This window comes from Geomonas propionica, from assembly GCF_016458235.1.
Taxonomy (GTDB): domain Bacteria; phylum Desulfobacterota; class Desulfuromonadia; order Geobacterales; family Geobacteraceae; genus Geomonas; species Geomonas propionica.
Window position 1 is genome coordinate 150930 of the sequence record NZ_JAEMHK010000006.1, and the last position, 22582, is coordinate 173511.

General features: G+C 62.0%; 21 protein-coding genes. 9 read left to right on the plus strand and 12 right to left on the minus strand.

The features are described 5' to 3' along the window. Nucleotides 1-93: 93 nt before the first annotated feature. The 3 genes from lexA to JFN90_RS09865 form a co-directional block, all read right to left on the minus strand. Nucleotides 94-705, minus strand: coding sequence for a transcriptional repressor LexA (gene lexA, locus JFN90_RS09855; RefSeq protein ID WP_199394947.1), 612 nt, complete (start codon nucleotides 703-705; stop codon nucleotides 94-96). A gap of 613 nt (nucleotides 706-1318) precedes the next feature. Continuing rightward, on the minus strand, nucleotides 1319-2692 hold the full coding sequence (locus JFN90_RS09860; protein ID WP_199394948.1) for a sigma-54-dependent transcriptional regulator: 1374 nt from the start codon (nucleotides 2690-2692) through the stop codon (nucleotides 1319-1321). A 10-nt stretch (nucleotides 2693-2702) separates the two neighbouring features. Continuing rightward, complete coding sequence (locus tag JFN90_RS09865) at nucleotides 2703-3896, minus strand: pyridoxal phosphate-dependent aminotransferase (RefSeq protein WP_199394949.1); 1194 nt, start codon at nucleotides 3894-3896, stop codon at nucleotides 2703-2705. Nucleotides 3897-4076: 180 nt separating this feature from the next. Between JFN90_RS09865 and JFN90_RS09870 the strand changes: the two genes are divergently transcribed. Further along, nucleotides 4077-5360 (plus strand): O-acetylhomoserine aminocarboxypropyltransferase/cysteine synthase family protein, encoded by a 1284-nt coding sequence (locus tag JFN90_RS09870; protein WP_199394950.1) that lies wholly within the window; start codon nucleotides 4077-4079, stop codon nucleotides 5358-5360. 262 nt (nucleotides 5361-5622) lie between these two features. Here the strand turns inward: JFN90_RS09870 and JFN90_RS09875 are convergent, their stop codons facing one another. Then, on the minus strand, nucleotides 5623-6114 hold the full coding sequence (locus tag JFN90_RS09875) for a YchJ family protein (RefSeq protein ID WP_199395056.1): 492 nt from the start codon (nucleotides 6112-6114) through the stop codon (nucleotides 5623-5625). 36 nt (nucleotides 6115-6150) lie between these two features. Beyond that, nucleotides 6151-6441, minus strand: a complete 291-nt coding sequence (locus tag JFN90_RS09880; protein ID WP_199394951.1) for a Dabb family protein — start codon at nucleotides 6439-6441, stop codon at nucleotides 6151-6153. 205 nt (nucleotides 6442-6646) lie between these two features. Here JFN90_RS09880 and JFN90_RS09885 point away from each other — a divergent pair, with 205 nt between their 5' ends. Beyond that, nucleotides 6647-7378 (plus strand): DUF4350 domain-containing protein, encoded by a 732-nt coding sequence (locus JFN90_RS09885; RefSeq protein WP_236018932.1) that lies wholly within the window; start codon nucleotides 6647-6649, stop codon nucleotides 7376-7378. Nucleotides 7379-7414: 36 nt separating this feature from the next. Then, nucleotides 7415-7789 (plus strand): desulfoferrodoxin, encoded by a 375-nt coding sequence (locus JFN90_RS09890; RefSeq protein WP_199394953.1) that lies wholly within the window; start codon nucleotides 7415-7417, stop codon nucleotides 7787-7789. Nucleotides 7790-7980: 191 nt separating this feature from the next. Here the strand turns inward: JFN90_RS09890 and JFN90_RS09895 are convergent, their stop codons facing one another. Both JFN90_RS09895 and JFN90_RS09900 read right to left on the minus strand, forming a co-directional pair. After that, nucleotides 7981-9351 (minus strand): HD-GYP domain-containing protein, encoded by a 1371-nt coding sequence (locus JFN90_RS09895; protein WP_199394954.1) that lies wholly within the window; start codon nucleotides 9349-9351, stop codon nucleotides 7981-7983. After that, on the minus strand, nucleotides 9344-10927 hold the full coding sequence (locus JFN90_RS09900; RefSeq protein ID WP_199394955.1) for a HEAT repeat domain-containing protein: 1584 nt from the start codon (nucleotides 10925-10927) through the stop codon (nucleotides 9344-9346). Before JFN90_RS09900 ends, JFN90_RS09895 begins: the two co-directional genes overlap by 8 nt. Nucleotides 10928-11204: 277 nt before the next feature. Here JFN90_RS09900 and JFN90_RS09905 point away from each other — a divergent pair, with 277 nt between their 5' ends. From JFN90_RS09905 to JFN90_RS09915, 3 genes are all read left to right on the plus strand, one after another. After that, the gene (locus JFN90_RS09905) at nucleotides 11205-12500 is read left to right on the plus strand and encodes an Nramp family divalent metal transporter (RefSeq protein WP_215906752.1); all 1296 of its coding nucleotides are present in this window, start codon (nucleotides 11205-11207) and stop codon (nucleotides 12498-12500) included. 5 nt (nucleotides 12501-12505) lie between these two features. After that, nucleotides 12506-13423 carry a universal stress protein gene (locus JFN90_RS09910; RefSeq protein ID WP_199394957.1) on the plus strand — a complete coding sequence of 306 codons (918 nt, stop codon included), beginning with the start codon at nucleotides 12506-12508 and terminating at the stop codon, nucleotides 13421-13423. Between the two features lie 387 nt (nucleotides 13424-13810). After that, on the plus strand, nucleotides 13811-13999 hold the full coding sequence (locus JFN90_RS09915) for a hypothetical protein (protein WP_199394958.1): 189 nt from the start codon (nucleotides 13811-13813) through the stop codon (nucleotides 13997-13999). A 201-nt stretch (nucleotides 14000-14200) separates the two neighbouring features. Here the strand turns inward: JFN90_RS09915 and JFN90_RS09920 are convergent, their stop codons facing one another. Both JFN90_RS09920 and JFN90_RS09925 read right to left on the minus strand, forming a co-directional pair. Next, nucleotides 14201-15622 carry a DEAD/DEAH box helicase gene (locus tag JFN90_RS09920; RefSeq protein ID WP_199394959.1) on the minus strand — a complete coding sequence of 474 codons (1422 nt, stop codon included), beginning with the start codon at nucleotides 15620-15622 and terminating at the stop codon, nucleotides 14201-14203. Nucleotides 15623-15857: 235 nt separating this feature from the next. Then, a complete protein-coding gene (locus tag JFN90_RS09925; RefSeq protein WP_199394960.1) occupies nucleotides 15858-16454 on the minus strand; it encodes a hypothetical protein in 597 nt (198 codons plus the stop codon). 233 nt (nucleotides 16455-16687) lie between these two features. On the opposite strand from JFN90_RS09925, the gene JFN90_RS09930 reads away from it, so the two are divergent. The 3 genes from JFN90_RS09930 (at nucleotide 16688) to JFN90_RS09940 (ending at nucleotide 20820) form a co-directional block, all read left to right on the plus strand. After that, nucleotides 16688-18136, plus strand: a complete 1449-nt coding sequence (locus JFN90_RS09930) for an ATP-binding protein (protein ID WP_199394961.1) — start codon at nucleotides 16688-16690, stop codon at nucleotides 18134-18136. Further along, nucleotides 18133-18813: a response regulator gene (locus JFN90_RS09935; protein ID WP_199394962.1), complete on the plus strand. Its 681-nt coding sequence runs from the start codon at nucleotides 18133-18135 to the stop codon at nucleotides 18811-18813. The genes JFN90_RS09930 and JFN90_RS09935 overlap by 4 nt, the downstream gene beginning before the upstream one ends. 327 nt (nucleotides 18814-19140) lie before the next feature. Continuing rightward, nucleotides 19141-20820 carry a methyl-accepting chemotaxis protein gene (locus JFN90_RS09940; RefSeq protein ID WP_199394963.1) on the plus strand — a complete coding sequence of 560 codons (1680 nt, stop codon included), beginning with the start codon at nucleotides 19141-19143 and terminating at the stop codon, nucleotides 20818-20820. A gap of 94 nt (nucleotides 20821-20914) precedes the next feature. On the opposite strand, the gene JFN90_RS09945 is transcribed toward JFN90_RS09940, so the two are convergent. The 3 genes from JFN90_RS09945 to JFN90_RS09955 are packed head-to-tail and all read right to left on the minus strand — an operon-like array spanning nucleotide 20915 to nucleotide 22541. After that, a complete protein-coding gene (locus JFN90_RS09945) occupies nucleotides 20915-21223 on the minus strand; it encodes a hypothetical protein (RefSeq protein WP_199394964.1) in 309 nt (102 codons plus the stop codon). A 14-nt stretch (nucleotides 21224-21237) separates the two neighbouring features. Further along, nucleotides 21238-21891 carry a CBS and ACT domain-containing protein gene (locus tag JFN90_RS09950; protein WP_199394965.1) on the minus strand — a complete coding sequence of 218 codons (654 nt, stop codon included), beginning with the start codon at nucleotides 21889-21891 and terminating at the stop codon, nucleotides 21238-21240. Nucleotides 21892-21929: 38 nt separating this feature from the next. Beyond that, nucleotides 21930-22541: a DUF4124 domain-containing protein gene (locus JFN90_RS09955; RefSeq protein WP_199394966.1), complete on the minus strand. Its 612-nt coding sequence runs from the start codon at nucleotides 22539-22541 to the stop codon at nucleotides 21930-21932. Nucleotides 22542-22582 lie beyond the last annotated feature (41 nt).

The window sequence follows — 22582 nt, forward strand, 5'->3', positions numbered from 1 at the left end:
CATGACACTAGCACAAGAGGTTTCCCTTTCAAGTAGAATATTATGTCAAGTACAAATAAATATTTTTCTAATAATTGCGAACCCTCCACAACGTTAATGTTCGATATCACGCAACACTTTAACCACCTTGCCTGATATCACGAAGTCATGTGATGAAGTCACGAGGATAGGCTCCATGTTCCGGTTGGCCGGTTGCAATCGGACATGACCATCCTCGAAATAGTAGCGTTTGAGCGTCACCTCCCCATCTACCATCGCCACAACTATGTCGCCGTTTTGGGCCGTTGCTTGTGGCCTGACCAGAACGAGGTCGCCGTCAAGAATGGCGTCCTCGATCATGGAATCCCCCCTGACCCTGAGGAAAAAGGTGCCGCCATGAGCACGCTCCTCCTCGAAGCGACAGTACCCCTCGATCTCCTCGAAGGGCAGGTCGGGTCTCCCCGCGTTGATGGCTCCGACGATCGGGATTTTCAGCACCCCCGCCCTGGGCGCAGGCACCTTCAGCTGGATCCCCCGGGAGGCACCGGCCTCGCGCGAGATATACCCTTTGCGCTCCAGCGCCTCAAGAATGCGCAGGGTACTGACCGTGCCGCTGGTCCCCATCTCCCCGGAAATCTGCCTCAAGGTGGGCGGGTAGTCATTGCTGCCGAGGAAGGAAACGATGTAGTCGAGAACCTGACGCTGCCGTGCTGTGAGTTCTTCCATGCCGCCTCCACTGGTTGTCAAAAGGTAACTATATCAAATGGTATATCACCCGAAGCGTCTGTCAAGATTCCGGGCATCAAAAATTTTGGCCGACGGAGAATCTTTACATCTTGCCGAAGAACCCCTCGTGATTTAGGCAGGTTACAGCTCAATCTTTACAAACCGCTGACCACCAGCCTACTAATGGCCCGGCACAACATGACGCTCGAAGCAGAAAATCAAGTGATTCCCGAGGGTTTCGCACCAAACTTTACAACTATGGGGTACCCCGCTTGCCACCCCGATTCACTTGTAAAGTTTTGAAAAAAACGACCATTTCGGTCGCCGGAGAATCTTTACACGGCAAAAAAAAGACGTCGCTATTTAAGCAAGTTACAGCTCAATCTTTACAAAGTTTTGACCACCTGCTTACTAACGGGGAACCGGCGAAACTTTACACCTAAAAATAAAAAGCGCTGTAACTTCAAAAAGTTACAGCGCAAACTTTACAAAAAATAGTACCTGCTTACTAACGGAAAAAAACGGCCCCGCGAAACTTTACACGTAAAAATAAAAAGTTAAATTATTTCGGCAACTTTCGTTCCAAACTTTACACATTTACCCTACCTGTTTCCTACTTCTTCATGTCGATGCCGTAGCTCTTGATCTTCCTGTGCAGGTTGCTCCGCTCCAGTTCGATCGCCTCGGCAGTCTTCGAGACGTTCCAGTCGTTCTCCTCGAGCTTTTGCATGATGAACTCGCGCTCGAACTCCTCGCGCGCCTCCCTGAGGCTGGAGAGCTCCAGTACACTGTCCAGCTTCCCCCCCGCCCCCTCCCGGCTGCCGGGCGAGACGAAGTCGTCGGGGAGATGGTTCATGGTGATGGTGCCGCCGGGGGTCATGATCACCAGGCGCTCCACGATGTTCTTCAACTCGCGCACGTTGCCGGGCCACTCGTAGCGCTTGAGCGATTCCATCGCCTCCGGGACGATGCGCTTTCGCTCCCTCCCCTCCTGGTCACAGAAGGCGTCCAGGAAGTAGCCGGCCAGAAGCGGGATGTCCTCGCGGCGCTCGCGCAGCGGCGGGACTTTGAAAGGGACCACGTTCAGGCGGTAGTAGAGGTCCTCGCGGAAGGTGCCGTTCTTGATCTCCTCCTCGAGGAGCTTATTAGTGGCGGCGACGATGCGGACGTCGACCTCCAGGGTCCGGGTGCCACCCACCCTCTCAAACTTCTTCTCCTGCAGGATGCGCAGCACCTTAGCCTGGGTCTTCAGCGACATGTCCCCGATCTCGTCCAGGAACAGGGTGCCGCCGTCGGCCAGGTCGAACTTTCCCTTCTTCTGCGCCACGGCACCGGTGAAGGCGCCTCGTTCGTGACCGAAGAGCTCGCTCTCGATCAGTTCTTCAGGAATAGCCGCGCAGTTGATCTCGATGAAGGGCTTGTCCCGACGCTGGCTGTGGTAGTGCACCGAGCGCGCCACCAACTCCTTGCCGGTGCCGTTCTCGCCGGTGATGAGGACCGAGGCGTTGGTGGGTGCGACCAGCCGGATCTGCTCGGCCAGCTGGAGCATGGCGGGCGCGTTGCCGATCATCTCGTGCCCCTGCTGCACCTGCCCCCTGAGCGTCGCGTTCTCCTCCTTGAGACGGTTCATGGAGAGCGCGTTCTCGACGGTCACCACCACCTTCTCCAGGGAGAGCGGCTTCTCGATGAAGTCGTAGGCGCCCAGCTTGGTCGACTTGACCGCGGTCTCGATCGTGCCGTGGCCGCTCATCATGATGACGTTCAAGGCCGGGTGCAGCTCCTTCAGGTGCTTGAGTGTCTCGATGCCGTCCATCCTGGGCATCCAGATATCGAGGAGCACGAGCCCGGGAACCTCCTTCTGGCACAGGGCGAGGGCCTCGACGCCGTCGGCAGCGCAGACGGTGCGGTACCCCTCGTCCTCGAGGATGCCGGCCAGGGAGGAGCGGATCCCCTCCTCGTCGTCGACTATAAGAATGGTCTCGGTCATGGTAGTCCCTTTAGCCGGGGAGGCCCGCCTCTTTGGCCAGCTCGCGCCAGGCCGGGATGCTCCGTTCGATCATCCCCTGGTCCACGCAGTAGGCGATGCGGAAGAAGCCGGGGGCGCCGAAGCCGGCACCAGGAACCAGCAGGATACGGTGTTTCTGCGCCATCTTCACGAACTCGACATCGTCGGCAATCGGCGACTTCGGGAACAGGTAGAAGGCGCCGTCCGGCTTGACCATGGAAAAGCCCAGGGCAGTGAGGGAGTCGTAGAGCAGGTCGCGCTTGACCCGGTAGGCGTCGATGTCGACGGAGACATGCTGCAGTCCGGCCACCAGGCGCTGCATCAAAGCCGGCGCGTTCACAAAGCCGAGTACGCGGTTGGAAAATACCGCCCCCTCCATGAAATGGTCCACGTTCTTCATCTTGGGGCTCGCGGCCAGGTAGCCGATGCGCTCGCCGGGAAGCGCCAGGTCCTTGGAGTGCGAGGTGACGATGACCGAGTTCTGGACGTAGCGGAAGATGTTGGGCACGCTCTTGCCGTCGTAGGCGATGCGGGCGTAAGGCTCGTCGGAGATGACCAGGATCTGCTTGCCGAGCTCCGCTTCCTTGTCGGCAATCATCTCGCCGAGGGCCTGCAGGCTTTCAGCCGGGTAGATGACGCCGGTCGGGTTGTTCGGGGAGCAGATGATGATGGCGCGGGTCTTGTTGGTGACCGCCGCGGCGATGGCCGGAATATCGAGCTGGAAAGTCTCGCGGTCGGTCCATACCTCGACCGGAACCCCGCCGTGGTTGTCTATATAGAAACGATACTCGACGAAGAACGGGGTAAGAAGGATCACCTCGTCACCGGCATTCAGGATCGTCTTCAACACCACGTTCAGCGCCCCACCGGCACCGCAGGTCATCACCACCTGGCTTCCCTGGACCGGGAGATCGGACGCGGCGGAGAGCATGCGCGCCACGGCGTCCCTGGTCTCGGGGTAGCCGGCGTTGTTCATGTAGCGGTGCATGCCCGGGACCGGCTGCTTGGCGAGCTTGAGGAACTCGTCCTGGAACGCCGCGGGGGGCTCGACATCTGGGTTCCCCAGGGTGAAGTCGTAGACCTTGTCGGCTCCGTACTCCTTCCTGAGCTTCTCACCCTCCTCGAACATCTTCCTGATCCACGACGATTTCGCAATAAATCCGGCGATCTTATCTGCGACGGGCATGCATCCCCTCCTTGATTTTGGTGTCCAATTTTTTAACACATTCCGGAATACGGGGCAAGGCGTATTCCCCCCGGCGATCAGGCCACCAAAGCGCCATTCTAATATTTCCCTGCAACAGCCGCGACAATCATGCTATAGTGCGGCCCTTGCCTTGCTATATGACTCACGAAGGAGGGAACAATGAAGAAGAATTGGCGCATCGAGACCCAGGCGATCCAGGAGGGGTTCGCCCCCAAGGACGGCGACCCGCGCATCCTGCCCATCTATCAGAGCACGACCTTCAAGTTTTCCAGCGCGGAGCACGTGGCCAAACTGTTCGACCTCGAGGTCGGTGGGCATTTCTACACCCGGCTTTCCAACCCGACCGCGGAAGGGTTCGAACTGAAGATCGCCGCCATGGAGGGCGGGGTCGCGGCCATGGCCACTTCCAGCGGCCAAGCGGCCTCCACCATCGCCGTGATGAACATCTGCCGCGCCGGCCAGCACGTGGTCGCGGCGAGCACCCTGTACGGCGGCACCTTCTCGCTCTTCTCCAATACCTTCCCTAAAATGGGAATCGAAGTGACCTTCGTCGATCCCGAGGCGGACGAAGCGACCATCGTCGCGGCCTTCCGCCCCGAGACCCGCTGTCTGTTCGGTGAGACCATCGGCAACCCGGGGCTCAACATTCTCGACTTCGAGAAGTTCTCCCGCGTCGCCAAGAAGATGCAGGTGCCCCTCATCATCGACAACACCTTCCCGACCCCGTACCTGTGCCGCCCGCTCGAGCACGGTGCCGACATCGTGATCCACTCCGCCACCAAGTACATCGACGGGCACGCCACCAGCGTGGGCGGCGTGATCGTGGACAGCGGCAACTTCGACTGGGACAACGGGAAGTATCCCGAAATGACCGAGCCTGATGATAGCTACCACGGCCTGCAGTACCTGAAGACCTTCGGCAAGCTCGCCTACATCGTCAAGGCGCGCGTGCAGCTCATGCGCGACATCGGCCCCTGCCCGGCCCCGATGAACGCGTTTTTGTTCAACCTGGGGCTGGAGACGCTGCCGCTGCGCATGCAGCGCCACTCCGAGAACGCGCTGGCGCTGGCGAAGTACCTGGAGAAGCACGAGGCGGTCTCCTGGGTGAGCTACCCGGGGCTGGAGAGCCACAAGAGCTACGCCAGGGCGCAGAAGTACCTCCCCAAGGGGGCGAGCGGCGTGCTCACCTTCGGCATCAAAGGTGGCGCGGCGGCGGGCAAGAAGTTCATGGAGAGCTGCCAGCTGGTGGCGCTCGTAGTGCACGTGGGCGACGCCAGGAGCTGTGTGCTGCACCCGGCCAGCACCACGCACCGCCAGCTTTCCGAGGAGCAGCAGATCGCTTCCGGGGTCACCCCCGACCTGATCCGGCTCTCGGTGGGTATCGAACACATCGACGATATCATCGAGGACGTGAACCAGGCGCTGGTGGCGAGCCAGAAGTAGGGGACAAGTGGAAGCACCGGTCCTTGCCCCCCTCCCTTGACGGGAGGGGGACGGGGGGTGGGTGAAGCCGCAACCAGTTGAGATGTTGGCATCCTCCCCCACCCCCTACCCCCCTCCCGCAAGGGGAGGGGGAATATGAGCCCAAAGAAAAAGGGGCGAGTGGATTTTCCACTCGCCCCTTTGCCATTCATGCTTTAGCCATTCATGCTTCGGCCATTCCTACCACGGCCATTCCTGCCTCGGCCGTGTTACCGCGGCCGGATTACTTGCCGCAGCACTTCTTGTACTTGATGCCGCTGCCGCAGCTGCAGGGATCGTTGCGCCCGATCTTGGGCGACGTCCTCACGATCGGCTGCGCAGTCACCGGCTTGCCGTCGGTGAAGAGCCAGGTTTCCTTCTCCTTCTTGAACAGGGCGCGCTCGTGGTGCGCCCGGTCCTGCCCCTGCTCTTTCCAGCGGGCGATGAACTCGACCTCGCCGGTGGCGTCATCCTTGCCGCCGTCCTTGGTGGAGACGATCTCCAGTCCCAGCCACTCGGACTTCTCCGCCCACTCGCGGGTCCCCTCGGCGTCATACCCCTCGCGGTGCTTGGGGTGGGTGCTCTCGAATATGAAATCGGTCTCGACGTTGGCATACGCGGCGTAACGCGCGCGCATCAGCGCCTCTGCCGTCTCAGCGCGGCGCTCCCCCTTGATAACGGGGCGACAGCATTCGGCGTAAGCCACGCCGCTGCCACAGGCACACAACTCCATCAGTTACTCCTCCTCATTGCTCTTTATGTGGTGCTTTGATCAGACTTCGTAGTCGGCGGCGACCACGGAGGAACAGACGCTCCTCATGTAGGCGGCCACCTCGTTGGCATGGTACGGGTGCACCTGGTAGGCCTGCAGGTCTTCCAGGGAGTCGAACTTGGTGTACAGGGCGATGTCCGCGGACCGCTCGGAGTGGATCAGGTCCACGCCCACCTCGAGGTGACGCAGCAACTCTACCTTGCCGTCCATGCTCAAAAGGCGCTGCTTGGCAGCCTCGACGTTCTCAGCGGTGGCCTCTTTGAGCTTGAAAAGCACTATATGCACGATCATGTGTTGCCCCCAGAATCTGTGATGACATTGCTCGGTTACCTGTAATACATCGGCGCCCGCCCCGCTGTCAACGGTAGCAGTCCCGTAGACAGAAAAAAGTTGTTGCGTGGCCGAAACAATGCTGCTATAAGGACCAACAGGATCAAAAAGGTCTCTTTTAAATTTTTATGCAATGGGGGATTAAATGACTGGCGCTTTGAGATTCATGAGTATAATTGTACTGGCCTTCTTAATGATGACCGCACCCGTGCTGGCGGCGGACAAGGTTCTTTTCGACAACGGGCACGGCGAACGCTTTCAGGTGAAGGAGCAGGGACCGTTGCAGCTTTCCGGGCTGGCGGAGGTGTTGCAGCAGGCGGGCCTCGAGGTCGGCACCGTGGACCAGCCCCTCTCCGATGCGACACTTGCCGGCGCGCGCGCGCTCATCATCAGCGGCGCCTTCACCCCGCTGCACCCTAACGAAATCGAGGCGGTGGCGAGGTTCATCGAGAACGGCGGGCGTGTCGCCATCATGCTGCACATCGCCCCCCCCATGGCCTCCTTTTTGGACCGGCTGCAGGTAAGCCACACCAACGGGGTGGTACAGGAGCGCGAGAACGTGATCGACGGGGAACTGATCAACTTCCGGGTCAACCGGTTCCAGGAGCATCCCCTGTTCAAGGGGGTCTCCGATTTCAGCGTGCATGGCGCCTGGGGGCTGATCAACCAGACCGACAACGCCCGCGTCATCGCCGCAACCGGCTTCCAGGCCTGGATCGATGTCGATCAGGACCAGAAGCAGTCCAAGGAGGAAACCGCCTCCTTCGGCGTCGTGGTGGCGGGCACCCTGGGGAAGGGCTCCTTCCTCGTCTTCGGCGACGACGCCATCTTCCAGAACAAGTTCCTGGAAGGAAACAACAAGATCTTGGCGGCGAACCTTGCCGCCTGTCTCAAATAGCGGCACTCAAATCAACCACCAAACAGGAGGGATTAAATGGCTCAGGCTCTGGAAATCTACAAGTGTGAAATGTGCGGCAATATAGTCGAGGTGTTCCATGCCGGCGGCGGCCAACTGGTCTGCTGCGGTGAGGAGATGAAACTGCAGAAGGAAAACACGGTCGACGCCTCCAAGGAGAAGCACGTACCGGTCATCGAGCGCGGCGCAGGGACCATCACCGTCAAGGTGGGGAGCATCCCGCACCCGATGGAGAGCGCCCACTACATCGAGTGGATCGAAGTGATCGCCGACGGCAAGGTCTACCGCGCTCAGCTGCAGCCGGGCCAGGCCCCGGAAGCGACCTTCCCGATCACCGCCGCCGACATCAAGGTGCGCGAGTACTGCAACATGCACGGACAGTGGTCCGCCTAGACAGGCACGCCACGCTTTAGACGCACGAAGGGGGGACGGCGAAAGCCGTCCCCCCTTTTTTGTAGCAGAAGGGACTGGCTCCGTTAGGTGCCTGTCCCTTTAGCGGTACGCTCCATTCTGCCCAGCCACCTTACCCAAGCCTAAGGGGACAGGCACCTGGCGGAGCCAGTCCCCTTTTGCCGGCGCGCGGTTCAGGCCAGCAGGTGGCTGGCGACGTCGATGTTCTTCAAGAGCGGGTCTACGGGCGCGATGATGGAGGCGTAGCGCGCGCCCCCCTGCGCGGCGAGGCTCACCAGCCGGGGCGCGGCCAGCGCCTGCCCTTGGGCGTCAAGCAGGATCTTCACCGACGGCTCCGCGCACTCCATCGGGTGCGGCTTGAGCACCAGCGCGATCTCGTTGGTGTCCAGGCGCACCAGGCTCCCCACCGGATATTCCCCCATCATCGTCTCGAACTGTTCCACCAGCTCGGTGTTCAGCGAGGAGCCGGCCAGGCGGTGCATGATCTCCATGGCCTCCTTGGGCAGGGTCGGCCGCTGGTAGGTGCGCAGCGTGGTAATGGCGTCGTAGCAATCGGCCACGGAAACGATCTCGGTGTACAGCCCGAAGTGCATCTCCCGCGCCCACTCGGGGTAGCCGGTGCGGTCGTGGCGGATGTGGTGCCCGAGCACGGCCTCCGCCACCGCGGGGGGGATGTTCTTCATCTTCTTGACGATCTCGGCCCCTTCCTCGGCGTGACGCTTCATCTCCTTGAACTCGGTGTCGGAGAGCTTCCCCGGGCTGTTCAGGATGGTCTTGTCGATCTTGGTCTTGCCGATGTCGTGCAATAGCCCCGCCGTGTTGATCTCGTGCAGCGCCTCTTTTTCGAGGCCGAGGAAAGCGGCCAGGGTGAGCGCGAGGATGCCTACGTTGACGGAATGGCTGAAGGTGTAGTTATCGTAGTCCTTGATCATGGCGAGGCCAAGCAGGGTGGTCGGCTCTTCCATGGTCACCGAGACCATGTTCTCCACCACGCCGTTGATCCACTCGCCGCTGGGGATCCTGCCGTTGTCGATCTCGCGCATGGTGTCGCGCACGGCCTTGAGCGCGTCGCGGTAGATGGCGGTGGGAACCAGGGCTTCCCCCTTCCCTTCCGCCTCGCCGGCGACCATCTCGTCGATGCCGAGGCGGACGTTGCTGATCCCCTTTCTTTCCAACTCTGCCGCGAAGGTGTCGGCGTCGACCTTCCGGTTCGCCAGGAGCGCCGCAAAGCCGAAGAGGTCGTCGGGAGTGACTGCGGGGTAGATGGTTACGGCGTCGATTCCCTTTTGCAGCAGGCGCTCGACCAACTCGGCGACGGCGGCGTTGGGGGCGACCAGCAGGCATCCCTCGATGAAGAAGGTCCCCTCCACCACTCCCAGGTGCAGTTCGTGCCGCTCGCCCATCATCTCGCCCATGAGCCCCACCAACTCCTGCAGGGGCTGGCGCACCGCCGGATGGGCGAGCGGATAAAGCAGCACCGACTTGATCGACGCGGTGAACAGCATCGCGGCGCGCTGCACATCCTGTTTGGTGATCTCACTCATGCCCTGGCTCCCGCTGCGCCATCACCTGGAGCGCCGCAGCCGCGGCACCGGCCAGATCTCCTTTCCCCGAGGCGTACCCCTTAAGGAAAGCCCGCGCCTGGTCCCCGCCCAGGGCGGCGATGGCGTCAACGGCAACGAGCTTCTGCTCCAGGCGGCGCGTCGTGCCGATCAGGTAGCGCCTGCGCACCAGCTTGAAAAGGGCGCCCAGGACGCGCCGGTCGCCGATGTTCCCTATGGCCTTGAGCGCCTCCAGTTGGAGCGCGTGCAGCTTCCCCCTCAGGTCGCGCTTCCCTACCAGCTTAAGTAACGGGTCGAGCGCCGCCTGGTTCCTGCAGGTCCCCAGGCAGGAAATCGCCTGCCGCGCGGTCGCCTCGTCCCCCTCCTGCACCAGGGTGAGGAGCACGCCGGTGGCCTCCATGCCGCCGACGCGGGCCAGCGCCCGTATGCTCTCCGTGCGCACCCGGCTCTCCGGGTGATACGCGGTCAGCACGAGCCCCTTCACCGCATCCCGGTTGCCGATTTCGGCCAGGATGGCTACCGCCATCTGCACCACCTGCGCCCTGGCGTCCTTGAGCAGCACCAGCAACTGCGGCTGCGCCTGCACCCCGATGCGGACCACGGCGGTGGCCAGGGCCTTGCGGGCGGACCTGCTGCCGGTCGCGGTCAGGCGCCGGACTACGGCGTCAACCACCTCGGCACCGGCCAGCCGGAGCATGCGGCAGATCGCCTCCTTGTCAGGAAAATCGACGTCCTCCAGGTGGTTCAGCAGGTGTTCCGCCATCTCCCCCTGGATGAGTTGTTGAAGCACCGTGTGCGCCGCGTCGCAGCAGGCCGTGCTCTTGCCCGAATCCGCCTGCTGTTCCACCAGGCGCGTCAGCACTACGTAGAGGCGGTCGTGGCTCCCCTCAAGCTTCAGCGGCAGCGCCTTTTTCAGCAGCAGGCGCGCCAATTGCCGGTAGCGTTCCTCGTCGGTCTCCGCAATCAGCGCGGCCAGAATCTCGTCGAGCCCGGGTTCGGATCCCTGCCCGGCCACGCTCCCCTGTGCCGGGGCGGCCTCGGGCGCACCCTCCACGAAAACCTCGGCGCCACCGTCGCCCGGCTCTTCCTCGGCCTGCCCCACGTTTTTTTTGGTGTACACAGCCGTCACGTCGATCTGGTTCACCATGACGGTGCTGATACCGTTTCGGGCCAACATGCCGCCCACGCCCCCTTCCTCGGCGATCTTTTGCGGCGACACCGCCAGCGCGGAAAGGAGGGCGGCGAGATCCGCCTGGGACAGCTCGGGGAGAAAGGTGAGTCGCTGCAGCTCGCGGGCGAAGAGTTCCTGGGCCAGGGCCTTGGTCATCGGGTTGCTTTCGATGGTCTCCTGGCGGCCGGCGATGGCGAAGCCGCCACGCTGCACGATCAGGGTGACCGGCGCAAGCCTGACCAGGTTGGTGATGGCCTCATAGGCAGAAGTGAGTATTTGCGAACGCAAGGGATGGTTGTCGGGATAGAAGGAAAAAGCCTTCAATGCCTTCGAGGTTTCGGCGAGCGCTTTCTGACAGGCGGCGCCGAGATCTTCGCTGTCTTCCAATATATTTCTTTTGTCTTCCGGCATTTTCCATTCCCGTTGATAGGACGCCAGATTCTAGCCGAGATAATGATAATTATCAAACAATTTTGCAGCGGCCGCCATGACCGCCTCGGCTATACTACCTCATCCTCGCTTTTACCATGCGCTCAGGTCCGGTGCCAACTCATTTCGAATGGGTGACGGCTGCGCATCTTTTTCAAAGCATGCTGTTGCTCTTGGTGCCATCCCAGATAGAATTAGTTGACCTTTTCGCCCAACAACCACCGCAGAGGTGACATTGCCCAAAAACAGCAGCAGCAACCTTGACTCAAGGACCGTCCAGTCCGCCCTGGAGGCCCTGTCGCGCGAAACGAAGCAGTCACGACTCGCCCGCGTCTTCCCCTTCCTCGGCCCAGCCTTCATCGCCAGCGTCGCCTACGTCGACCCCGGCAACTTCGCCACCAACATCCAGGGGGGCGCCCAATTCGGGTACCTGCTGCTCTGGGTGATCATCTCCAGCAACCTGATCGCCATGCTGATCCAGACGCTTTCGGCGAAGCTCGGGCTCGCCACCGGGCAGAACCTCGCCGAGCACTGCCGCAACCAGTTCCCCAAGCCGGTGTCGATCACCATGTGGGTCATCATGGAGGCGGTGGCCATGGCGACGGACCTGGCCGAGTTCATGGGGGCGGCGCTCGGGTTCCAGCTCCTGTTCGGCATCCCGCTTTTGGCAGGGGCCCTGCTCACCGCCCTCGCCACCATCGCCATCCTGGGCATGGAGCGTTTCGGCTTCAGACCGCTGGAGGCGGTGATCTCCGCCATGGTCGCCGTGATCGCCCTGTGCTACGTCGCCGAGATCTTCATCGCCAGCCCGAACTGGGGCGACATCGCCGGCCACGTGGTGCGGCCGGCCTTCGCGGGGCGCGAAAGCGTGCTTTTGGCCACCGGCATCATCGGCGCCACCGTCATGCCCCACGCCATCTTCCTGCACTCCTCGCTCATGCAGGGGCGGATCGTGGTGAAGGACAGGAGAAAGCTGCGCACCCTGTACCGCTACGAGATCATGGACGTGGTGATCGCCATGGGGATCGCGAGCTTCGTGAACATGGCCATGCTCATCATGGCGGCCTCCACCTTCTACGCCACCGGCAAGACCTCCATCGCCACCATCGAGGAGGCCTACCGGACCCTGGAACCTTTGCTCGGCTCGGCGGCCAAGTTCATCTTCGGGGTCTCCCTGCTGTTCTCCGGCCTCTCCTCCAGCAGCGTCGGCACCAGCGCGGGGCAGGTGATCATGCAGGGCTTCATCCAGCGTCACATCAGGCCCTGGATCAGGCGCGTGGTCACCATGGCCCCTTCCCTGTTCGTCATCGCCATGGGATTCGACCCGACCCGCACCCTGGTGATCAGCCAGGTCGTGCTCTCCTTCGGGCTCCCCTTCGCCATCATCCCGCTGGTGCTGTTCACCCGCCGCGCCGACCTGATGGGGGACCTGGTCAATAAACCCGCGACCACCGCTTGTGCCGCCATGGCGGCAGGCCTCATCGTCGCCCTCAACATCTACCTGATTTACTCAACCGTTTTCCCAGGATGATCGCCATGTTCAAGCACATTCTCGTCCCGATGGACGGATCCAAACTCGCCGAGGCCGCCCTTCCGGCAGCCCGATTCATGGCCGAAAAACTGCAGGCCCAGGTGACCCTCTTCCACGTGGTGGAGAAGGACGCCCCGAGCCAGGTGCATGGCCAGAAGCACCTGACCGGGCCGGAAGAGGCGGAAGCCTACCTGCAACAGGTCGCTCTGACCTGGTTTGCCGGCATCCCCAAGGTCGAATGCCACGTGCACGAGACCGAGACCCAACTGGTCTCCGACAGCATCGTGGCCCACGCGGCGGAACTGGGGCACGACCTGGTGGTCATGTGCTCGCACGGGCGCGGCAAGGCCTTTCACCTGCTCTTTGGCTCCATCGCGCAAAAGGTGATCGCCGGGGGGACCCTGCCGGTATTGATCACCCACCCCGACGACCGGGGCGAGCCGCCGCCGTTTTGCTGCTGCCAGATCCTGCTGCCGCTGGACACCGATCCCGAGCACGAGAAGGGGCTGCCGGTGGTGAAATCGGTAGCGCGCATCTGCAACTCCGACCTGCATATCATCACGGTGATCCCCACCTACGAGTCGCTGCCGCCGGACGAGAAGGTGACGGCGCGCACCCTGCCGGCGACCGCTACCCGCATGCTCGACCTGGAGGCGCGCGACGCCGAGGAGCACCTGGGCGAACTGGTGCGGGGACTGGTAGCGGAGGGGATTCACGCCTCGGCCCACGTGCTCCGGGGCGATCCGGCGGAGACCATCGCCCGGGCCGCGCAGGAGGCGAAGATAGACCTCATGGTGCTCCCCACCCACGGCAAGACCGGCATGGCGGCCTTCTGGACCGGCAGCGTCGCCCACGGCATCTGCAGCCGCAGCAAGTGCCCCCTGTTGCTGGTGCCGATCTCGGAACCCTCCGCCGGCGACTGAGCCTTCCGGGGTATGCCCTGGTAACGATGCAGAGAACGAGCAAAGGGGGAGGCCGCAACGCCCCCCCCTTTTTCATTGCCCGTAACGCCGGGCGTCCCACCTGTTGCCTGTTCCTTGCCGCGTTTCCCTATTTTCTTCCCGACCCCTTGCACATAGTGCAGGGAACTTCCTCGACGTCGTAACCGGACTGCCGGGAAGCCATCAGGATTTTTCCTCTGCCGTTGCATTTAGGGCATCTCGATCCAAGCATGGCATACCTCCTCTGACAGCAGTTAACTTCTTCTGTGACAACAATTTTAGCAGAAAAGCGTAGAATGGAGTAGCTACAACTGTAGCGTAACTATGAACACCAGCCCTTATGACATAACGTTCAAGGAGGTGACCACCATGGCATGCAACAAGGAAGGGCACAGCGAGCACATCTGCGCCCTGACCGCGCGAGGAGAGATAGACAAGGTCCACCAGCTCACGCTGCAGCCCACCGTCGAATGCGGCAACTGCGGTGCCAAGGCGAAGGAGATCGATGCGGTCTGCGACCCGGTGCAGCTCCCCGAGGCGGGGTGGCTGGGAGACTGAGGCCGACAGCTAAAATGGAAAAAGGGGAACGTCGCAGGACGTTCCCCTTTTTCTTTGGCTCTAGCGGATTGTGTTGGTCAGAGGGGACTGGCTCCGCAGGTGCCTGTCCCCCTAGCGGGACGCTCATCTCAGCCCTGCCGACTTCACCGATGCCCCAAGGGGACAGGCACCTCGCGGAGCCAGTCCCCTCCTTCGGCAGCCTTACTTGCCGCTGCGCCGGGCGGCGTGGTTGCCGGGACGCTGCGCGCCGCCGCGCTGCCCTTCACCGGCGCCGGCGCCGGCGGGCCGACTGCCACCCTGACGCGCCCCGGCCTGCTGACGGCTGCCGCCGGGGCCACGGGATGCACCGGGGCCGCGGCTGTTGCCGGGCTGGGCGGGTCTCCCCGTACCTTGCGCGCTCTTGGCTTCACCAGGCTTGCCCTGGGCCGCGGCGGCCGGTTGCTTCTTGCGTTGCGGCTCGCGCGGGGCGCGGGCGAACTCGGCGTCTTTCTTCGGGGCGGGTACCGTGTAGTCAAAGCCTTCCACGCGGCGCCGCTCGATCTTCGCGCCCAGCACCCGCTCGATGCTGCGCACCATCGCCTCATCCTCGCCGGTCACCATGGTAAAGGCGTCGCCGGTCTTGGCGGCGCGCCCGGTACGGCCGATCCGGTGCGTGTACGCCTCGGGGGTGTCGGGGATGTCGTAGTTGATGACATGGGAGATCAAGGAGACGTCGATGCCGCGCGCGGCGATGTCGGTTGCCACCATGATCTGGTAGGTGCCGTCCCTGAAGCCGTCCAAGGCCGCCTGTCTGCGGTTCTGGGACAGGTTCCCCTGCAGCGAAGTGGCCTTGTAGCCCCCCTTCTCAAGCTGCTCCCCCACCCTTTTGGCGCGGTGCTTGGTCTTGGTGAAGATGAGCACGCTCTCGGTGTCGGTGTGCTTCAAAAGCTCGAAGAGAAGCGGGGTCTTCAGGTGCTGCCCGACCGGGTAGAGTGCGTGGGACACGGTCGCCGCGGGGGCGGTGCGGCTCACCTGCACGGTGACCGGGCGGCACAGGATCTCGTGCGCCAGCCGGCGGATGTCGTCGGGCATGGTGGCTGAGAACATGAGGTTCTGCCTCTTGCCGGGAAGCGCGCGGAGGATCTTTCTCACATCCGGGAGAAAGCCCATGTCGAACATCTGGTCCGCCTCGTCCAGGACCAGGACCTCGACCTTGGAGAGATTCACCGTCCCTTGGGAGATGTGGTCCAGCAGGCGTCCCGGGCAGGCGACCACGATATCGGCGCCTTCCTTCAGCTTCTTGATCTGGGTGTTGATGTTGACACCGCCGTAGACGGTGATGCTTTTCAGCCGGGTCTGCTGTGCCAGCGCGTTGAGCGACTCGTTGATCTGCTCCGCGAGTTCCCTGGTGGGCGCGAGTACCAGCGCGCGCACTTGACCGCGCACGCCGTCGGCCAGACGGTGCAGCAGGGGAAGACCGAAGGCGGCCGTCTTGCCGGTGCCGGTCTGGGCCAGCCCCAGTACGTCCTGCCCGGCGATGACCGGGGGGATCGCCTGCAGTTGGATGGGGGTGGGAACCTGGTAGCCCACGGCCTCTACGCCGGCCTGGACTTTGGGGTGCAAGTTAAACTGTTTGAAATCCACTGATGCTCCTGTTTCTTGGTGTGACGCCACAAAAAACCCCAGAAGCCTGAAAGGCCCATGGGGTCCGTGACTCATTAGAACCGGGAGTATAACACGAAACTGAGAAAAAATGGCCTAATTTTATCTAATGGTGCGTTTTGCCGTCAGAAAAGGCTTCCCCCTCCCGCCCCGCCCCTCCAGGAGAAGGAGGAGAGCCCGGAAGATGCGTTGCGGGAGGAGGCAGCCAGCCGTGGGATCAGTGACGATCCCGGTAGTCGCGATGGTCGTCCCTGCGGTCGTCGCGACGGTCATCACGATGGTCGTCCCTGCGCTCGTCGCGGTTGGCGTCGCGATAGCCACTGCGGTAGCCGTCACGGTAGTAATCCTTGCGCTCGCCCCAGCGCCCGTCGCGGCGCTCGGCCACCGGGCGGTACCAGTTGCCGCGGTAACGGTCACGGTCGCTCAGGTAGGTGCGGTACTCGTGGTCGCGGTAGTAACGGATCTGCTCGTAGCGGTGCTGGTGCAGCCCGTAGGGGAGCCGGCGCGGTGCGACGTAGGTCCACGGTCCGCGATAGCTGGTGGCCATGTACCAGTAGCCTTCCCGGTACTGGTAGTAGCAGTTGTCCGTGTAGACCACGTCGTAGGGGAGCCCCACCGACACGTAGAAGCCGAGGTTGGGCGAGTAGATGAAGCTGGGCGGCTCGGCGTAGGCCACCGGGGCCGGAGCCGGGTAGACGACCGGAGGCGGCGCCGCTACCGGAATGCCGATGTTGACGCTGAGATCCACCCTTGCCTGGGCAGTGGCAGCCCCGGCAAGTACCATAACGAATGCCAATGCGACGAGCTTTTTCATGATCTTCTCCTTGCGGCCTCAGCCGTCTTTCTTGTGACAGTTGCTGTGTTTTGTTTCCCGGCGCCGTGACTTCGCGGCCAGGCTCATTCATTCTTTGAGATTCAAGCTACCAGCACAATAAGGAACAATTGTGGAGCAAATGTGGAATTTCAATTCCGCACAAAGATGCAATGGCACAATGATGACAACTATGTTAATAACAAACTGTACCAGTGACTTAAACGGTGGATCTCATGAAGGTAAAGATAAAATACAGGCTCTTTTGCACCATGCTCGCAGCAACCGGCGCGGTGGTAATCTCCATGTTCCTCATCATGCAGTGGAGCATCGGGCACGGCTTTCTCGCCTACGTGAACACCATGGAGAAGGACCGCCTGCAGCGGCTGGCCCACGTGCTGGAGCAGTCCTACAGCCAAAACGGCAACTGGGACTTCCTGCAACAGGAGTCCTCCACCTGGTTCGACATGGTATCCGCGACCCGGGAAGGACGTGAGGGGGGCGACAGCGACAGCGCCCAGCGCAGGATGGCGCGGCGCGACTTCGCCAACATGAGCGGTCAGGGGCAGCACCTACCGCCGCGCTTCGCCTACCGTTTCGAGGGACGCGTGGTGCTGCTCGATCCCGACAAGCGCCTGATCCAAGGAACGCAGGGCAACCTCGACACGGCGCAGGTGAAGAAGCTGACCAGCGACGGCGAGGTGATCGGGTACCTGGCGCTGCGCCCAAGGCAGCGGCTCACCGACACCTACCAGCTCCTCTTCGTGAAGCAGCAAAAGCTCACCATGGGACTGGTGGCCGTCGTGATGCTGCTCGTGACGGCGGCGCTCTCGCTACCATTGGCGCACCGCCTGGTCGAGCCGATCAAGAGGCTCGCGGGCTCCCTGCACCGGCTAGCCTCCGGCGAATACGACACCAGGGTGCCGGTGGAGTCCACCGACGAACTGGGACAACTCGCCCGCGATTTCAACACCCTCGCCCTCTCCCTGGAAAACAACGAGCGGGCCCGCCGGCGCTACCTTGCCGACATCTCGCACGAACTGCGCACGCCGCTCTCCATCCTGCGCGGCGAGATCGAGGCGCTGCAAGACGGGGTGCGCCCACTGGGGCCGGAGTCGATGCGTTCGCTGCACGCCGAGGTGATGCACCTGGGGCGGCTGGTGGAAGATTTGTACCAAGTCTCCATGTCCGACATTGGCGCGCTCAATTACAGGAAGGAACTGGTCGACCTGACCGAACTCCTGGAGGACACATTGGAGCCGTTCGACGTCAAGTTCCGCCACAAGAACATCGCGCTACGGCCGGAACTTCCGGACCAGGAACTGACCGTCTTCGCGGACGCGGTCCGGCTGAACCAGCTTTTTTGCAACCTCTTGGACAACTCGCTCAAGTACACCGACCAGGGAGGTGAGCTGTCGGTACGGCTCAGGCGCGACGACGGCCGGGCCCTGGTGGAGTTCGCCGACTCGGCACCCGGGGTGAAGCCGGAGGAACTGGCCCAGCTCTTCGACCGCCTCTTCCGCGTCGAGAATTCCAGGAACCGCGCCCTGGGTGGCGCCGGGCTCGGCCTTGCCATCTGCAAGAACATCGTCGAGGCGCACGAGGGGACCATCGTCGCACTCCCCTCCCCCAAGGGGGGGGTGCTGATCAGGATAGAACTGCCGCTTACCGGGAGTCGGACATGACACAGACCATCATGATCGTCGAGGACGAGGAAAAACTGGCCAGCCTTTTGGGGGATTACCTGAAGCAATCCGGCTTCGAGACCGTCTGGATCGCCAACGGCACGGAGGTGGTGCCGCGGGTGCGCGAGCAGCAGCCGGACCTGATGCTGCTCGACCTGATGCTCCCCGGACGCGACGGCCTGGAGATCTGCAAGGAGATACGCACCTTCTCGCGACTCCCCATCATCATGATCACGGCCCGCGTCGAGGAGATCGACCGGTTGCTCGGCCTGGAGCTTGGCGCCGACGACTACATCTGCAAGCCCTTCAGCCCGCGCGAGGTGGTGGCGCGGGTGAAAACGGTGCTGCGCCGCAGCGTGGAACAGCCGGCACCGTCCGCCGGCGGCCTCACCCTCGACCCGGACCGGTACTCGGCCCAGTGGCACGGGCACGACCTCGACCTGACCGTGGTGGAATTCAAACTTTTCCACTTTCTCTACCAGAACCCGGGACGCATCTATTCACGCTCCCAGTTGATGGACCGGATCTACACCGACCAGCGCATAGTGAGCGATCGGACCATCGACAGCCACATCAAGAAGCTGCGCAAGAAGATCTCCGCGGTCGCCCCCGACCAGGAGTTGATCCACTCCATTTACGGGGCCGGATACAAATACGAGCCCCCCAGCCAGAATTAAGGCGGGGGCTCCCTCTCCGCAAACTCTCATACGCCCTTTTATCCTCTCTCAAATCTTTACCCGCCATCACTTATCCCCCGTGAGCCTTGGTCACTGGTGACTACATTCCCCTCACATCTCAATTCTTTACTTAAGAAAATAACATTGCACCCGATACTCACATTGACACAGGGAAAAAGGGACAAAGAAGTGACCCTGCCCTAGCCCGCTGTGGGAATTTTAGAAAGCATGGCTTCCAACAGGAGCATTCCGTATACCAGGGCACGACCGATACGTCAGTTAAGGGAAGGTTATTAGATAGGCACTGCGCCTAAGGGGGGAATAAAAATGCTCAAGAACATGAAGATCGGTACAAGGTTGTTGCTGAGTTTCGGGCTCGTCGTCTTGCTGCTCGCGGGAATCGCGGGCACCGGGTACTGGGGAGTCAAGGAGAGCGAAAACACGATCGTCAACATCCTCGACACCGAGGCCAAAATCGCGGAGCATGCGGCGAGGGCCAGGTCCAACGTCGTGGGGATGAGGCGCTATGAAAAGGACATGTTCCTGAACATCGCGGACGCCAAGCAGGTCGGGGAGTATTACGCGAAGTGGAAGGAGGAAGAGACGAAGTTGAACGAACGTCTCGCCGACCTGGAAAAGGTCGTGCACAGCAAGGAGGACGTGGAACAGGTCAAGACCATCAAAGACAACTTCCTCAGCTACAAGGCGGGGTTTGCCAAGGTAGCCACCGCCATCATTGACGGCAAGCTCAGGAATCCGGCCGAGGCCAATGCCGCTGTTGATGCGTTCAAGGATGAAAGCCATAAGATGGAGACTACGGCCATCACGATGGCCCAGGAGTCGAACAAGATCATGGAACAGGAGAAGGGAGTGGTCCAGAAGGCGACCCAGCATGTGGTCTTGCTGCTGATCACCATTTCCCTAGTGGCCCTGTTCCTTGCCGTCGCCCTGAGCTTTTTGGTCACGTCCAGCATCAAGAAACCGCTGCAGGTGGGCGTCGACACGGCCAACCGCCTTGCCGACGGCGACCTGACCTTCGAGATAGGTCAGACCTCCAAAGACGAAACCGGGCAGCTCCTCGCCGCCATGAGCACCATGCTGAACAAGCTGAAAGAGGTGGTGACCGAGGTGAAGGCGGCCACCAACTACGTGGCGCAGGGGAGCCAGGAACTCTCCTCCAGTTCCGAGGAGATGTCGCAAGGCGCGAGCGAGCAGGCGGCCGCCGCCGAGGAAGCCTCCTCCAGCATGGAGCAGATGACCTCCAACATCCGCCAGAACGCCGACAACGCCATCCAGACCGAGAAGATTGCGGTGAAATCGGCGGAAGACGCCAGGGACGGGGGCAAGGCGGTATTGGAAACCGTCCATGCCATGAAGGAAATCGCCAGCAAGATCAACATAATCGAAGAAATCGCGCGCCAGACTAACCTGCTGGCCTTGAACGCCGCCATCGAGGCTGCCCGGGCCGGCGAGCACGGCAAGGGGTTCGCCGTGGTCGCCAGCGAGGTGAGGAAACTCGCGGAACGGAGCCAGAAGGCGGCGGGCGAGATTTCAGAACTCTCCGCCAACAGCGTGAGCATCGCGGAAAAGGCCGGCGAACTTTTGGCTAAGATGGTGCCGGACATCCAGAAGACCGCAGAACTGGTCCAGGAAATCAGCGCCGCCAGCCGCGAGCAGGACACCGGCGCCGAGCAGATCAACAAGGCGATCCAGCAGCTCGACCAGGTCATCCAGCAAAACGCCAGCGCCTCCGAGGAGATGTCCTCCACCGCCGAGGAACTCGCCTCGCAGGCCGAGCAGTTGCAGAGCACCATCGCCTTCTTCAAGACAGGAGACGAGGCCAGGACCAAAGCAAGGCCGGTCACGCACGCCAAGGCAAAGGATAAGCCGGGCGCCAAACAGATGACTGTGGCCAAGGCGGCGACTGCGCAGAGCGGTTCCGGACAGGTGGGCAAGGCCGTCGGGGCCGACTTGGAGATGGACGACGATTCTTTCGAGCGGTTCTAGGACCTGAGAGCCAGCGATGAAAAAGCCGGGTGCCCGGCGACCATGATGGTCGCCTGCGGCACCCGGCTTTTTTTCGGTCTTGCGGCGCCGGCGGCTAGATGAGTTCCACCGCGCTCGCCCTGATGATCAACAGCGCCTGCCGGAAATCGGCCGTCAACTGCTGCCGGTACTCCCGCCACCAGGCCCGGTCCAGTTTCGGGGTCATCACCTCGTAGATGACGATGTCATCCTGGACCGTGGTGTCCTTGGTCTCCTTCCAGAGCCCGCGCGCCGGAGAGCGCATGTAGGTGGTGATGCCGCCGAAGCGCTCCGAGAGCTCGTCGCGAACCTTGAGAAACTCGTCCTGGGTGAACGGGTTCCCCTCGTTGTCGTAAAGCGGCAGCAGGATCTGGATCAGGTGCATAACGCCCCCGTGGATCATGAAGTTTCGCGCACGTCCATGATCTCGCGCACGTGCGGACGGATCGCTTCCACCAGCTTCTCCTTGGTCACCCCCTGCACTTTGAAGGTGTTGACCCAGGTGTCGGCATTGTTGCCTTCGACCTCGCTGAAGCCAAGCCCCACGATGTTGCCGCCCGCCTCGTAGATGGTCTTGGTGACGTCGGCGAGGGTCCCCTTGGCGCCGGTGGTGGCGACGGTGAGGCGCACCCCCTGGCGGCGCCCGCCCAGGAGCTCAAGCAGGATGTTGAACAGGTCGGACTCGGTGATGATGCCCACCAGTTTGCCCGCGTTCACTACCGGCAGTCCGCCGATCCTGCGGTCCACCATGATGCGGGCCGCCTCCTCGAGCGGGGTATCCTCGGAGACAGTGATGACGTCCCTGGCCATGCATTTTCCTACGGTCAGCTTGGCGAGCAGGTCATGGATCTCCCAGATGGCGAGCGAGGTCGCCGGCGACGGGGAGGCCTGAAACAGGTCCCGATCGGAAACAATCCCCACCAACTGCCCGGAGCGGTCTACTACCGGGAGACGCCGAATCTTCTTTTCCCCCATCAGACGCAACGCCTCAGTCACCGAGATGTCGGGAATGATGGTTATCGGGTTTTTCGTCATCCTGTCTCGTACAAGCATTGTGGCACCCTCCTAGGTTTGTTGTGCTGCAGCCGGCGTCACTGCCGGTTCATTGAATCAGAAGCTGGCATCGGTGTGACCCGAGGCTCTGCCGGGGCTCCGGCGGCCGGGTCAGGCAGCTCGCGGTTGGAGGATTTCTTCATCATGGTAACCGCGCGCTCCTTGATTTTCATGCTGCTCTCGACCATGTAGTCCACGTAGGTCTTGTAGAGAAAGACCATGACCCCGATGAAAAAGGAGATGTAGATCACCCTGGAGAGCATGGGCGAAGAGAGCAAAGTGGCGAGTTTGCAGGCCGCGGCGAAGAGGGCAACGATAACGGCGACGGCCAGAAGCGGTTTGAGCCAGACGTGGCGCGACGCCAGCTGCGCGAAGCGCCCCGGCTCCACCGCCGGCGCCTCCTGCTGCACCGACTGGTTATCGGGCGCGGATTGCGCGGCGTCCTGGGCCTGGACGGCAGGCTGCTTTTTCGGCTCTTCGCGCGTCACCTTCATGGTGGCGCGAAATTTGGCCGGGACCGCCTGCAGTTTGTTGGTCATGTGCACCGCACCGCGGTTGTCGGTGTAGGTGTAATAGTCGGCGAGGAGCCGAGAGGGAAGCGCGCAGATGATGAGCGCGCCAAGCAGCAGGAAAAGCAGTAACTTGTTCACCTCGCCCCCTTGCGGCAGTCACGAGCAGCCGCCATTTCAAT

Coding starts and splice junctions, on each gene's coding strand:
- lexA (WP_199394947.1), bottom strand. CDS start 705: ATGGAAGAACTCACAGCACGGCAGCGTCAGGTTCTCGACTACATCGTT.
- JFN90_RS09860 (WP_199394948.1), bottom strand. CDS start 2,692: ATGACCGAGACCATTCTTATAGTCGACGACGAGGAGGGGATCCGCTCC.
- JFN90_RS09865 (WP_199394949.1), bottom strand. CDS start 3,896: ATGCCCGTCGCAGATAAGATCGCCGGATTTATTGCGAAATCGTCGTGG.
- JFN90_RS09870 (WP_199394950.1), top strand. CDS start 4,077: ATGAAGAAGAATTGGCGCATCGAGACCCAGGCGATCCAGGAGGGGTTC.
- JFN90_RS09880 (WP_199394951.1), bottom strand. CDS start 6,441: ATGATCGTGCATATAGTGCTTTTCAAGCTCAAAGAGGCCACCGCTGAG.
- JFN90_RS09885 (WP_236018932.1), top strand. CDS start 6,647: ATGAGTATAATTGTACTGGCCTTCTTAATGATGACCGCACCCGTGCTG.
- JFN90_RS09890 (WP_199394953.1), top strand. CDS start 7,415: ATGGCTCAGGCTCTGGAAATCTACAAGTGTGAAATGTGCGGCAATATA.
- JFN90_RS09895 (WP_199394954.1), bottom strand. CDS start 9,351: ATGAGTGAGATCACCAAACAGGATGTGCAGCGCGCCGCGATGCTGTTC.
- JFN90_RS09910 (WP_199394957.1), top strand. CDS start 12,506: ATGTTCAAGCACATTCTCGTCCCGATGGACGGATCCAAACTCGCCGAG.
- JFN90_RS09915 (WP_199394958.1), top strand. CDS start 13,811: ATGGCATGCAACAAGGAAGGGCACAGCGAGCACATCTGCGCCCTGACC.
- JFN90_RS09925 (WP_199394960.1), bottom strand. CDS start 16,454: ATGAAAAAGCTCGTCGCATTGGCATTCGTTATGGTACTTGCCGGGGCT.
- JFN90_RS09930 (WP_199394961.1), top strand. CDS start 16,688: ATGAAGGTAAAGATAAAATACAGGCTCTTTTGCACCATGCTCGCAGCA.
- JFN90_RS09935 (WP_199394962.1), top strand. CDS start 18,133: ATGACACAGACCATCATGATCGTCGAGGACGAGGAAAAACTGGCCAGC.
- JFN90_RS09940 (WP_199394963.1), top strand. CDS start 19,141: ATGCTCAAGAACATGAAGATCGGTACAAGGTTGTTGCTGAGTTTCGGG.
- JFN90_RS09945 (WP_199394964.1), bottom strand. CDS start 21,223: ATGCACCTGATCCAGATCCTGCTGCCGCTTTACGACAACGAGGGGAAC.
- JFN90_RS09950 (WP_199394965.1), bottom strand. CDS start 21,891: ATGCTTGTACGAGACAGGATGACGAAAAACCCGATAACCATCATTCCC.